The sequence below is a fragment of the Nocardioides rotundus genome, from assembly GCF_019931675.1.
Lineage (GTDB): Bacteria > Actinomycetota > Actinomycetes > Propionibacteriales > Nocardioidaceae > Nocardioides > Nocardioides rotundus.
In genome coordinates this window covers 4,006,193-4,018,572 of record NZ_CP082922.1, presented here as the reverse complement: position 1 = coordinate 4,018,572, position 12,380 = coordinate 4,006,193, and the positions used below count along the sequence as shown (strand labels likewise).

Here is a 12,380-nt window from a genome sequence, read left to right as displayed (position 1 = left end):
AGTGTCGGCGTGCCGCACCGGTCACGCTGCATATTGACGATTCCGTACCGGACGCTTCGCGGGACCATGCCCCATCCGGAAAGCGTGCGCATCGGCTGGCGCTCTTGTGTTGTGCAACTAGCGACCTGACAGCCGCCGGCCTACAGGTAGCGGCAGACCTGGTCGGGGTTGCAGGACTCGGGTTCGGGCCGGGCCGCTTGGTCGCGTAGCTCGGCGATGGTGTCGCGCAGCGCGGCGAGCCCGGCGAGTTGTTGCTCGATTTCCGTCAGACGTGCGTCGAGCAGGTCGCGGACGTGGTCGCAGGGTGCTTGTCCTCGATCGCGGATGTCGAGGATCTGTCGGATCTGGGCGAGCGTGAGTCCGGCCGCCTGGCCGCGGTGGATGAAATCTATCCGGGCGACGGTCTCGGGCGTGTAGTCGCGGTAGCCGGCCGGGGTGCGCTCGGTCGGCGGGAGCAGCCCTTGGTCTTCGTAGAACCGCAGCGTTTTGGTGGTGGTGCCGGCCGTGTCGGCGATCTCCCCGATCCGCATCGCGCCTCCTGTGTCGCAGGTCTCCCTTGACCTTCCCCTGTACTGGAAGGTCCAGTATCGCCGCATCAAGGGAGTTTCTCAACGGACCGGGGAGGTACTGGCATGGGTTCGAGGTATGACCTGGCGGTGATCGGGTCGGGTGGGGCGGCGTTCGCCGCCGCCATCCGCGCGACCACGCTCGGCAAGTCGGTGGTGATGGTCGAGCGTGGCACGTTCGGCGGCACCTGCGTGAACACCGGCTGTGTGCCGTCCAAGGCGCTGATCGCCGCGGCCGAGGCCCGCCATGTGGCCGCTGACGCGAGCACCCGGTTCCCCGGCATCGCCACCACCGCCTCCGCGGTCGACATGCCGGGCCTGATCGGCGGCAAGGAAGGTCTGGTCGAGGCCCTGCGGAGCGAGAAGTACGTCGACGTGGCTGACGCCTACGGCTGGCAGGTCCGCCAAGGTGAGGCGAGCTTCACCGGCACCCCGGACGCACCGGCCCTCCAGGTCACCGCAGCCGAGGGCAGAGTCGAGGTGATCGAGGCCGAGAACTACCTGGTGGCCACCGGCGCCCAGGCCTGGGCCCCGCCGACCGCCGGCCTGGCGGAGGTCGGCTACCTGACCTCGACCACGGCGATGGAACTGACCGAGGTTCCGGAGTCGCTCCTGGTGCTCGGCGGCGGCTACGTGGCCCTGGAGCAGGCCCAACTGTTCGCCCGGCTGGGCTCCAAGGTGACCATGTTGGTGCGATCGCGGCTGGCCTCGAAGGAGGAGCCGGAGGTCTCCAAGGCGCTGCAAGAGGTCTTCGCTGACGAGGGCATCCGGGTGGTCCGCCGCGCCGTCCTGAGCCGGGTCACCCGCGACGGGGCTACGGGGCAGGTCGTCGTGACCGCCGAGGTGTCCGGGGGCGTGCAGGAGTTCCGCGCCGACCAGGTCCTGGTCGCGCTCGGACGGCGTCCGGTCACCGACGGCCTCAACCTCGACGCGGTGGAGGTGAAGACCGGCGAGGCCGGCCACATCGTTGTCACCGACCAACTGCAGTCCTCCAACCCGCGGATCTGGGCCGCCGGCGATGTGACCGGACACCCCGAGTTCGTCTACGTCGCTGCCCACCACGGCACGATGGTCGCCGAGAACGCATTCGGCGCCGCCGACCGGTCCGTCGACTACAGCCGGCTGCCGAGGGTGACGTTCACCAGCCCCGCGATCGGGGCAGTCGGGATGACCGAGGCCCAGGTCCTCGAGGCCGGGATCCGCTGCGACTGCCGGGTATTACCGCTGGACTACGTACCGCGGGCGCTGGTCAACCGCGACACCCGCGGGTTCATCAAGCTGGTCGCCAACGCCGAGACCGGCGAGATCCTCGGTCTGACCGCGGTCGCCAAGGACGCAGGCGAGCTCGCCGCCGCCGGCGTCCACGTCCTGGGCAAGACCCTCACCGAGGTCGCCGAGGCGTGGGCGCCCTACCTGACCATGACCGAGGGCATCCGGATCGCCGCCAAGGCCTTCGGCGCCGACGTCTCGAAGCTGTCCTGCTGCGCCTGACCCCCGCACCCGAGGGCACTCTCACCCCGACAAGAACGGAGCCAACGCACGTGTCGAACCTCAGCACCGACCTGACCGACCGACTCACCCGACCCGAGGAGACCGGCCTGGACGCAGGCCTGCTCGTCCCGCTGTTGCGGCTGCTCGTGGACGGCGACCCCGTCACCCTCGAGCAACTCGCCGCCGCATCCGGCCGCACCGTCGACGACGTGCGCCGTGGTCTGGCCGCCGTGCCGGACACCGAGTACGACGACCAGGGCCGGATCATCGGCCAAGGCCTCACCCTGCGCCCCACCGCGCACCGGTTCACCGTGGCCGGCGAGGAGCTCTACACCTGGTGTGCCCTCGACACCCTGATGTTCCCCGCCCTGCTCGAACGCGCCGCCCGCATCGAGTCGGTCTCGCCGGTCGGCGGTGGCGCGATCCGGGTGGCCGTTGACCCCGCCGGCGGTGTCACCAGCGTCGAGCCTTCCACGGCTGTGGTGTCCCTGGTCAACCCCGACGAGATCACCTCGATCCGCTCCTCGTTCTGCGACCAGGTGCACTACTTCACCTCCCCCCAGGACGCGGCGGGCTGGCTCGCCGGGCACCCCGAAGCCGAAGTGGTCACCGTGGCCGACGCCTTCCAACTCGGCGCCGCCCTCACCGCCAGCCTGCTTGGCCGCCTCCAGGCCGACCCGACCGGGTCCGAGGACCCCCACTGCTGCTGACACAAGGCCGACGAGAGGGCCGACGAGAGAACGAGAGAGGAACACCCATGACATCAAACCGCGACAACCAACCAGGTGGCGGTGGCCTGCTCATGGCCGCCGGAGCCGGGCTGCTCATGGTCGCTTGCTGCGCCCTTCCCCTCCTCATCGCCGGCGGAGCACTCGCTGGGATTGGCGGGTTCATTCGCAGCCCGTGGGTGATTGCGGCAGGCGTCCTGCTCGTCGTCGTTGCGGTGCTGGCCGTCCCACGACGGCACAAGCGCGATAACGACGACTGCTGCGCACCCGACCCGTCCCGCAACGAATCCACGCCGGGCCGCGCCCGAGGAGAGGGCCGCTGACCAGTGCACCCCACTGACACTCCCGATCGCACCGGTACTGCTCGCCGCGCCCGCCCATTTCGGCGCCGATTCACTGCGCTGGGCATGATCAGCGTGCTCGCCGTCTTGTTGACCGCCTGCGGAGGCCTGACCAAGGACAACCCCTCCCCGGCAGGTGACGGAGGCGCCTCCACGGCAGGTTTCACCGCCCGCACCATCGCCGGCAGCTCCATCACGCTGCCCGGTGAGCGTCCGAGCGTGCTGCTGTTCTTCTCCGTCGAGTGCGGCGGCTGCGGACCCACCGCCAACGCCCTGGCCCAGGCGCGGGCCCAGGATCCCAAGGCGGCGGACTTCGGGGTCATCGACGTGGCCGCCTACGAGACGTCCAAGGACATCGAAGGATTCCTCAAGGACTACGACGCCACCGCCCTGGCCTACGCCAGTGACCCCGACGGCACGTTGACCGCCCGCTACGGGGTCACCCAGTTGAGCACCGTGGTAATCGTCGACCCCGACGGCAAGGTGGTCTTCCGGGGCGTGGAGCCCAACGCCGAGAAGATCCGTGCCGAGCTGGACAAGGTGACGGGCTGATGGGCGGGCTGCTTGCGCTTGCCTTCGCCGCCGGCATGGTGGCCCCCGTCAACCCCTGCGGGTTCGCGCTCCTGCCCGCCTGGATCACCCTCTCCCTGGGAGACACCACCCACCACACCGCCCTGGCGGGCCGCCTAGCCCGGGCCCTGCCGTCCGGAGTCGCGCTGACCATCGGGTTCGCCGGCACCCTGGTGGCCGTCGGACTCATCGTGAGCGCCGGAGCCCACGCGGTCATCAAAGCGGCGCCCTGGCTCGGGCTGGCCACAGGAGTGGTGCTGCTGCTGTTCGCGGGGGCGATGCTCACCGGTCGCTCACTGGGCCTCCGTCTGCCCGGCATCGGCGCGAAGCCCGCAGCGCGAGGCCACGGGGTGGGCCAATCGGTCGCCTACGGCGTCGGGTTCGCCGGGGCCTCGCTATCGTGCACCTTCGGGGTGCTCCTCGCGGTCATCGCTCAGGCCCAGGCCACCGCCACCTACACCGGCCTGATCGTGGTCTTCGCCGTCTATGCCGCCGGGGCAGCCACCGTCCTGCTGCTCCTCGCCATCGCCACCGCCATCGCCGGCACCGCCCTCACCCGGCGCACGGCCTCCCTGGCCCGGTACGGCCCCACACTCACCGCGATCGTCCTCGCGGTCACCGGCACCTACCTCATCTGGTATTGGTACCCGACCGCAGTGACGGGTGACCGCGCGACCAGCGGCACCGGCCTGACCAGCGTCGCCGCCACCGCCGCCACCTGGGTGCAAGCCCACGGCACGCTCATCGCCCTGTCCGCGACGGGAGCCGTCCTGCTCGCGCTCGCGGTGGTCATTCACCACCACCGAACCCGCCGCATCACCGACCCGGGGGAGGCCGCGGATCCGATGGTGACCGATCCCGAGGGCTGCTGCGCCCCCGCGCTCACAAGACCGCAGACACCCGCGCGCGACCAGGATCGTCGCGAGGGCCGTTCGCGGTGAGGCCGACAGCCACCTCACCCCACCTTGCCGGAGCCGCCGGCCGTCTCACATTGCGGCTGTTCGCGGTCATCGCGGCAGGGCTCGGCGCTGTGGCCGCCTTCATCGGAGCAGGGTTGGCGATGCTCGGCCTCTGCTGTGGCGCCCCCTTGGCCGTGGCCGGCGCCGGTACGGCTGCCGCAGGGGCCAGCGTGGACGGGCCCGCGTCCTGGCCGTTCTTCCTCGGCGCTGCCGCGCTCTTCGCCGCAGCGTGGATGCTGCACCGCGGCGCTTCGGCCCCGACTTGCCGCCCGCGCGCGCGGCGGGCAGATCGAGCTCGTCAGCACGTACCTGAAGGGTAGCTGGCTGCTGCTCGTCGCCAACGGATCGCCAAACATTTGCCTGGACGCCCCACCCACCGCCTCTTACAACTATTCCACTCTGGAGAGATGCAGATGAATGAACAGTTCGACCTGATCGTCATCGGCGCCGGCATGGCCGGTGTCGCCGCCGCCAACAAGTGCGCAGCGCAGGGATGGAAGGTGGCCATCGTGGACTCCCTGCCCTACGGAGGCACGTGCGCGCTGCGGGGGTGCGATCCGAAGAAGATCCTGCGCCGCGGGGCCGAGGTCATCGACAGCGCACGGCTGATGCGCGGCAAGGGCATCGACGACGCGGATCTTTCCATCAACTGGGCCGACCTGATGAAGCACAAGCACGGCTTCACCGACCCCGTGCCCCAGAACATGGAAGACGGCCTGAGCAGCCATGGCGTCACCACCCTGCACGGCCGCGCCAGATTCACCGGCCCACGCCAACTGGAGATCGAGGACACCGCCTACGACGCCGACCGCTTCCTGGTCGCCACCGGCGCCCGCCCCCGCCCCCTGGACTTCCCGGGCCACGAGCACCTCATCGACAGCACCGACTTCCTGAACCTCGAGCACCTCCCCTCCCGGATCCTGTTCGTCGGCGGCGGTTTCATTTCCTTCGAGTTTGCCCACATCGCCGTCCGTGCCGGCAGCTCGCCGACCATCGTCGACCGTGGCGAGCGCCCACTGAAGAACTTCGACCCCGACCTCGTCGAGCTGCTGGTCAACCGTGGCCACGAGATCGGCATCCAGCTGCGCCGCACCACCACCATCCGCGAGGTACTGCCGTCCGGTGATGGCTACCAGGTCACCCTGGAACACGACGGTGACCAGGAGACGGTCGAGACCGACCTCGTCGTCCACGGCGCCGGACGCGTCGCGGACCTGGCCGACCTGGGACTCGACGCCGCGGGCGTCGAGTGGGGCGAGCACGGCATCCACGTCGCCGACCACCTGCAGAGCATCACGAATCCCCACGTCTGGGCGGCCGGGGACTCAGCCGACACAGCGGGAATGCCGCTCACCCCGGTCGCGGTCTCCGAAGCCAAGGTCGCCGCCTCCAACATGCTCAAGGACACCACCACGGCCCCGGACTACTCAGGCATCCCCACCGCGGTCTTCACCATCCCTGAACTCGCCCGCGTCGGCATGCTCGAGGCCGAGGCCCGCGACATCGGCATCGACCTCATCGTCCGCTACAACGACACCAGCGACTGGTACTCCAACTACCGCATCGGGGAGACAACCGCAGCCGCGAAGATCCTCATCGACCAGACCAACGACCAGATCGTCGGCGCCCACCTCCTCGGACCCGAATACGGCGAACTTATCAACACCCTCGGCCTGGCCATCAAGCTCGGCCTCACCACTCGGCAACTCAAATCCGCGACAGCCGCCTACCCCACCGTCGGGTCCGACCTGGGCTCGATGCTGTGAGAACTCTCTGACCTTCCGGGCCGCCCGTTCATCAGGCTCGCCTCGCGGACGTGTGGTCGCCGAGCACAACCCAGCCGCCGCGGTCGCGAAGCCGTTGCCGTCGTGCCCGCGACCCAGCCCGACGCCGCGGGATGGCGTGACTAGCAGGCACACCACGGCTACATCCCGGCGCGGATGCTCAGCGGCCGTGAGAACCTTTCAACGCGACCTTTGGAGGAACAGTGCACATCCGACAAGCCGCCCTTGACCTGATCCTTGCCGCCGCCGCGGGATACGTCGGCACCAAGGCCATGGAACCGGTCAGCATGAAGTTGTACGACATGGAGTCCGCGGCTGACCGAGAGCGCGAGGACGCCGTACGCCCGGGACCGCCGTACCGGATCGCAGCAGAGAAGCTCAGCCGCCACGTCGGCTTGGATCTCAGCGACGAGCAGCTGGATCGCTTGAGCCTGGCCTTCCACTACGGCCTGGCCATCCAGTGGGCGCCGCTCTATCCCCTCCTGCGGCGTAGCACCGGGTGGTCTCCGCCAATCGCCGGGCTCGCGACCGGGGCCGCCATGAGTATCGTCGCCGACGAACTCATCACCCCCGCCTTCGGGTTCTCCGCAGCAAACCTCGACTATCCGCTCAGCACGCACCTCCGCGGAGTCATCGCGCACCTGGTCTTCGGGCTCGCCGTCGCCGGGACCGTCGAGGCCGGATGGGCGGTAGGCAGAGGGCGTACCTCGACGGCAAACCGACGGGTAGGCACGAGCGGGCCTTGACTCACGCAGCACATCGGCGATCTGGGGCCGTCCCTTACTGGAACGGCTGTCGGGACGCAGCACCCGCTGGCTGGCTCCCAGACGGCTTTGCTCGTCGGCGTCCCGCGTGGGTGTCGGTTGCGGGACGCCGACGTCGGGTGAGGTCAGCGACATGCCGATGCGTCTGCGACTCTTGCCTTCGCTGCCAACCGCTGGCGCTGGATCGCTCGGTAGACCGTGGAGCAGCCGACGCCGAAGAGCTCGGCGACCTCGAGGGTGCTGTACTCGCCGCTGTGCACCAGAGATACCAGGTGCGCTTCCTGCTTGCGGCTGAGCTTCGGTTGCTTGCCCTTCAGCCGGCCCTTGGCCTTCGCGACCTTCATTCCCTCGACCGTGCGCAGCCGGATCAGATCAGACTCAAACTCGGCCACCATCGCGAGGACGTTGAACAGCAGCTTGCCGACGGCGTCGGTCGGGTCGTAGACCGAGCCGCCCAGGCTGAGACTGATTTCCCGCGCAGTGAGTTCGTCGGCGATCGCTCGAGCGTCCGGAAGCGACCGCGCGAGCCGATCGAGCTTGGTGACCACGAGCGTGTCGCCCGCGCGGCACGCAGCCAGAGCCTCACGCAGTCCGGGACGCTCGCGGTTGGTACCCGTCAGCCCATGGTCGACGTAGATGCGCTCGGACTCGACGCCAAGGGCGAGGAGACCATCACGCTGAGCGGTGAGGTCTTGCTGATCAGTAGAGCATCGGGCGTACCCGACAAGCAGGGCGCTCATTGCGCACCTCCAGGGTGGGCCCGGTCGAGCCACGGGATGTGACCCGACTCGGGCATCGGGCAGCGCCCGACCCCTCAGCAAGCGCCTCGCACGACCTCACGACAACCCACCGCCCCGAATACCGATCGGCTTCCGGGATGCCCAACGCGTGAGTGTTTGGCCGTGAGCGGGGCCGTTGGAGTGCCTGGGCGACCTTCAGCCAGCTCCGGGCTCCGGGCTCCGGGCTCCGGGCTCCGGGAGCGTGTCTGCCGCGCCTGGCTCCTCGTCACCGTCCTCGTCCAGCGACATCAGCGTCTTGGACGACGGTCCCTGGTGTTGGCCGAACGCTGTCTGCACACCTGTCCCCCGACGACCACTGTCAGAAGGATCGGGGATGCGCGCACAGACCCGGGACCTCGCGGCTCGCGAGGCTGGGCATCAGCCAGTAGCGCCTCGCCCAGGCCACCGGTCTCCCCCAGACCCGAATCAGCCAGATCGTGCACGGCAAGCGCGCCATCACCACCGACACCGCCCTGCGCCTGTCCAAGGCCCTCGGCGTCGACGACCGCTTCTGGATCAACATCCAGACCGACTACGACCTCGAGGTCGAGCGCGACCTGCACGCCGACGACCTGGCCAAGGTCACCGCCCTGGTCCCGAGCTGAACTCGGCAACGTGCGGCCTCACGGACGCCCCAACGCCAGCCGAACTCGCGTTCGCGCAGTTCAACATGGGTGCGTCGATCACTACTACGACCTGTAGTCACTTGTGCACGTAGAGCTCGAGCTCAACAGATTCGAGTACGAGGGCTCCGGCGTCGCCGGAGCCCCTCGTCGCATCCCGGGCACGGCGAGAGCTACAGGCGCCGGCACTCCCCCGCGGCCGCTTCCCTTGTGCACGCTCATGCCGATGAGCGGGCGGGGTGTGCACTGGGTGAACAGGGAAAGGTCTTGTTGATCCATACCTCAACCTACGCTTGCCCTTGCCAGTCGGCTGCCGCGCACAGAAGGACCCGTGGATGCTACGTCGAGTGGATCGGGAGCCTATTGCCGTGGTTCACCCAGGCGCGCCCCGTGCTCGAGCTCGGCGGCGAGACCTGCACCTGTCGCGGCTCGGGCGAGAGCGCGCCCCAGCGCAGGTGCCTGCTTGAACAGATTGTGACCGGCCACGAACAGGACAGAGCCTGCCTCCCACACGGCCACGCCGTCCTCGCTCCATGGGAGGTCGGTCACCCAGCAGTGAAGGAAGTCGCGCGGCTCTGGGTGGAGACCAGGCAGCGCCCGTGTCACGTATTCGCGCGCGCGTTCGTCCAGCGATCGAATCGCCGCAGGGTCGATGAACGTTCCGTCGTCGCGGACGCCGACGGTCTCGCTGAGTCCGACCGAATAACTGCTGTTGCCCGGTAGCGGCGTCGCGTACACGCCGACTTCGCCGAAGACGCCGCTGCTGTCCTGCAGGCACGCGACTCGTGCCGGGGCGGCGGCTTTCACGTCGAAGGTCAGCCGGACGTGTGCGGCAAGGCGAACCGGCAGCGACAGGCCGACGCTGCGGGCCAGGCGGGCGGTTTCGCGGCCGGCGCACACGACCACTTTGGAGTAGACAGCCCGGTCGGTGACGCTGCGCACCTCGACCGTCCCATCGGCGCGGGGATCGATGGAGATGACCTCTGCGGTGGTGACGGCATCTGCGAGGGCACCCGCGAGTGCCGTGATCGCGGTGCGGGTGCGGATCGCGCCGCCCGACTCGTCGAGCACCGCTGGCCCCGAGTACCCAGCGAGCAGCGGCATCCGTTGGGCGAGCTCGGCTGCATCGATCTCGCGCGCTTTCACGCCGCCGACCTGGTCGAGCACCCGCAGCCGCGCCAGGGCGCTGTCGCCGATCGCCACGACACCGTCTGATGAGACCAGCTCGACGTCGAAGTGTTCGGCCCACTCATCCCATACTCCGCGGCTTTCGCGCGCGAGAGCGACGAGTCGCGGGTCGTCGTGGGCATGCCGGAAGATCCGCGACTCGCCTGCGGACTGACCCGTTCCGGGCAGACCGGCCTCGTACAAGCGCACCGGCACGCCCTGCTCCCGCAGCGCGTACGCCGTCGACAGGCCGACGATCCCGCCCCCGATCACTGCTACCTCGGGTGAACGCGTCGGAGCAACGTCGTCGTCAGTTTCTGTCATCGCGGTTCCTCGATCTGTTAGGGATGTGCGATACGCCGCAGGAGAAGGGGCCGCTGCCACGACGTCAACGGGCTGTGTCAGCCCGAAGAGTCACCGCGCGCAGCGACCCCTCATGTCAGGCTCAGTACTCCCGGTCTGTGGTGTCAGGCGTGGAGTTTGGAGCCCAACACGTCGAGCTTCTCGATCGTCGGTTCGGAGAACAACGTGCCGGTCTGCTCGCCGAGAGCTACCGCAACAGGCCCGGACAGGTGGGCGTCACGTCCGGCGTCATCGGGGAACACGTCGAAGATCCCGAACGAGGTCGGCCCGAGGCGGATCGCGAACCACGCGGTGGTCGCCTGCTCGTCCTCGACAAGCGCACGGCCGCTGTCAAGGAACTCCTTCACGTCGTCCTCCTTGCCGGGCAACGCGTCAAACCTGACCAGCAATCCCTTGGTCACACTCATGACGTCGCCTCTTCCTTTATCGTGGTGCCCGCGAGTTGCGACACGATCGCCTCGGAGAACGCCGGCAGGTCCTCCGGCGAGCGGCTGGTGATGAGATTCGTGTCGACCACGACCTCCTGGTCAACGACGTTCGCGCCGGCATTGCGCAGATCCGTGCGGATGCTCGGGAAGGACGTCAGGGTGCGACCGGTGGCCACGCCGGCCTCGATCAACGTCCACGGCCCGTGACAGATCGCAGCCACTGGCTTGCCGCTCTCGACGAAGTCGCGGACGAAGGAAACGGCGCCCTCGTCGACCCGGAGCTGGTCGGGGTTCACCGTGCCGCCGGGAAGCAGCAGGGCGTCGTAGTCGCCCACCGAGGCGTCGGCGACCAGCCCGTCGACGGTGAACGTGCCCGCTTCATCCAGGTCGTTCTTACGGGCCTTGATCTCGCCGTCGTGGATGGAGAGGACCTCGGTCTGAGCGCCCGCGCGGTCCAGTACTTCGCGGGGTTGCTCGAGCTCAACGCGTTCGACGCCGTCGGCGGCGAGGATCGCGACCCTCTTGCCCTGAAGATCTGCTGCCATATCAGTTTGCTTTCTTTCCGTTTGACATGCCGGGCTTGATGACGACCTTGGTCCAGCCCTCGGACCTGGAGTCGAAGTTCCTGTAGGCGTCGGCGGCCTGGTCCAGCGAGATCTCGTGGGAGACGATCCAGGACGGCTTCGCCTTGTCAGCCGCGATGAGGTCTCGCAGCCGGCGGTTGTACTTCTTGACCGGGCACTGACCGTTGCCCATGGTCTGTCCCTTGAACCAGTGGGTGCCGAAGTCGATGGCCGCCTTGCCCTGTTTGGCCAATTCGCCCTTGGCCCCCGGGTCCTCGGGGACGAACACGCCGACGGTGCCGATCCCGCCGGTGAACCGGACCGAGTTGATGAGCATGTTCAAGGTGGCAGCCGGGTCTTCGTTCCCCTGCGGGTCGTGGGCCTGGTAGCCGACACACTCGCAGCCACGGTCGGCTCCGAGCCCCATGGTCTCGTCCAGCACAGCCTGCACGGGGTCGACCTTGGAGTCGTCGATGGCGATCGCTCCGATCTGCTCGGCCAGCGCGAGGCGGTCGGGGTGGCGATCGACCACCATGACCTTCGCGGCGCCCTTGATCGTCGCGGACAGGGCGGCCATCAGTCCCACGGGGCCGGCCCCGGCGATCACGACGCTGTCGCCCGGGATCACGCCGGCCATCTCGGTGGCGTGGTAGCCGGTGGGGAAGATGTCGGAGAGCATGACGTAGTCGTTCTCCTTGTCCTGCGCGTCTTCACCCAGGCGCAGCGCGTTGTGGTCGCCGAAGGGCACCCGGAGCAGTTCTGCCTGCCCGCCGCCGTACGGGCCCATTTCGGCGAAGCCGTAGGCCGCACCGGCGGCCGATGGGTCAGGTTGCGTCGTCAGGCAGTAGTTCGTGAGCCCGCGCTCGCAGTTCTTGCAGAACCCGCACGAGATGTTGAAGGGCAGCACGACCCGGTCGCCCACCTTGATCTTCTCTACTCCCTTGCCGATCTCCACCACCTCTCCCATGTTCTCGTGGCCGAACGTCCGGCCCTTCTCGAAGGAGGTGCGCCCCTCGTACATGTGCAGGTCCGAGCCGCAGATGTTGGTCGTGGTGATCTTGACCAGCACATCGGTGGGCCGCTCGATCTCGGCGTCCGGAACATCCGTGACCGCGACATCTTTGGGTCCCTGATAGACGACAGCCTTCATGGCGAATCTCCAATCGTTGCGTCGGTGACTCCGACCCGTCCACACTCGTCGCCGACCACCAACAAGTCATGGGCGCGCCAGGCCGAAGCCCCGGGGCATGGTTT

12 protein-coding genes and 1 pseudogene are annotated in these 12,380 nt (G+C 68.6%); 7 read left to right on the top strand and 6 right to left on the bottom strand.

The genetic code is table 11. The features are described from left to right. Nucleotides 1-140: 140 nt before the first annotated feature. Nucleotides 141-530 carry a heavy metal-responsive transcriptional regulator gene (locus K8W59_RS19750; protein WP_179530399.1) on the bottom strand — a complete coding sequence of 130 codons (390 nt, stop codon included), beginning with the start codon at nt 528-530 and terminating at the stop codon, nt 141-143. 102 nt (nt 531-632) lie between these two features. On the opposite strand from K8W59_RS19750, the gene merA reads away from it, so the two are divergent. The 6 genes from merA to K8W59_RS19720 all read left to right on the top strand — a co-directional run bounded on the left by merA (nt 633) and on the right by K8W59_RS19720 (nt 7,185). Continuing rightward, nucleotides 633-2,057, top strand: coding sequence for a mercury(II) reductase (gene merA, locus K8W59_RS19745; protein WP_179530398.1), 1,425 nt, complete (start codon nt 633-635; stop codon nt 2,055-2,057). A gap of 50 nt (nt 2,058-2,107) precedes the next feature. Further along, nucleotides 2,108-2,767: an organomercurial lyase MerB gene (merB, locus tag K8W59_RS19740; protein ID WP_179530397.1), complete on the top strand. Its 660-nt coding sequence runs from the start codon at nt 2,108-2,110 to the stop codon at nt 2,765-2,767. Nucleotides 2,768-3,192: 425 nt separating this feature from the next. After that, nucleotides 3,193-3,678 (top strand): TlpA family protein disulfide reductase, encoded by a 486-nt coding sequence (locus K8W59_RS19735; RefSeq protein WP_179530396.1) that lies wholly within the window; start codon nt 3,193-3,195, stop codon nt 3,676-3,678. Continuing rightward, on the top strand, nt 3,678-4,637 hold the full coding sequence (locus K8W59_RS19730; RefSeq protein ID WP_179530395.1) for a cytochrome c biogenesis CcdA family protein: 960 nt from the start codon (nt 3,678-3,680) through the stop codon (nt 4,635-4,637). Before K8W59_RS19735 ends, K8W59_RS19730 begins: the two co-directional genes overlap by 1 nt. Nucleotides 4,638-5,062: 425 nt before the next feature. Then, nucleotides 5,063-6,421: a dihydrolipoyl dehydrogenase family protein gene (locus K8W59_RS19725; RefSeq protein ID WP_223396682.1), complete on the top strand. Its 1,359-nt coding sequence runs from the start codon at nt 5,063-5,065 to the stop codon at nt 6,419-6,421. A 221-nt stretch (nt 6,422-6,642) separates the two neighbouring features. Further along, entirely contained in the window at nt 6,643-7,185 is a 543-nt protein-coding gene (locus K8W59_RS19720; RefSeq protein ID WP_179530394.1) for a DUF1440 domain-containing protein, read from the top strand. Nucleotides 7,186-7,328: 143 nt separating this feature from the next. On the opposite strand, the gene K8W59_RS19715 is transcribed toward K8W59_RS19720, so the two are convergent. Further along, entirely contained in the window at nt 7,329-7,943 is a 615-nt protein-coding gene (locus tag K8W59_RS19715) for a recombinase family protein (RefSeq protein WP_223396681.1), read from the bottom strand. A 440-nt stretch (nt 7,944-8,383) separates the two neighbouring features. Here K8W59_RS19715 and K8W59_RS19710 point away from each other — a divergent pair. Next, a pseudogene (locus tag K8W59_RS19710) lies at nt 8,384-8,587 on the top strand (HigA family addiction module antitoxin); the annotation flags it as partial. Nucleotides 8,588-8,965: 378 nt separating this feature from the next. On the opposite strand, the gene K8W59_RS19705 reads toward K8W59_RS19710, so the two are convergent. The 4 genes from K8W59_RS19705 to K8W59_RS19690 all read right to left on the bottom strand — a co-directional run bounded on the left by K8W59_RS19705 (nt 8,966) and on the right by K8W59_RS19690 (nt 12,276). Next, nucleotides 8,966-10,096 carry an NAD(P)/FAD-dependent oxidoreductase gene (locus K8W59_RS19705; RefSeq protein ID WP_223396680.1) on the bottom strand — a complete coding sequence of 377 codons (1,131 nt, stop codon included), beginning with the start codon at nt 10,094-10,096 and terminating at the stop codon, nt 8,966-8,968. 143 nt (nt 10,097-10,239) lie between these two features. Further along, nucleotides 10,240-10,542, bottom strand: coding sequence for a putative quinol monooxygenase (locus K8W59_RS19700; protein WP_223396679.1), 303 nt, complete (start codon nt 10,540-10,542; stop codon nt 10,240-10,242). Continuing rightward, nucleotides 10,539-11,108 (bottom strand): type 1 glutamine amidotransferase domain-containing protein, encoded by a 570-nt coding sequence (locus K8W59_RS19695; protein ID WP_223396678.1) that lies wholly within the window; start codon nt 11,106-11,108, stop codon nt 10,539-10,541. The genes K8W59_RS19700 and K8W59_RS19695 overlap by 4 nt, the downstream gene beginning before the upstream one ends. Nucleotide 11,109: 1 nt before the next feature. Further along, nucleotides 11,110-12,276 (bottom strand): glutathione-independent formaldehyde dehydrogenase, encoded by a 1,167-nt coding sequence (locus K8W59_RS19690; protein WP_223396677.1) that lies wholly within the window; start codon nt 12,274-12,276, stop codon nt 11,110-11,112. Nucleotides 12,277-12,380 lie beyond the last annotated feature (104 nt).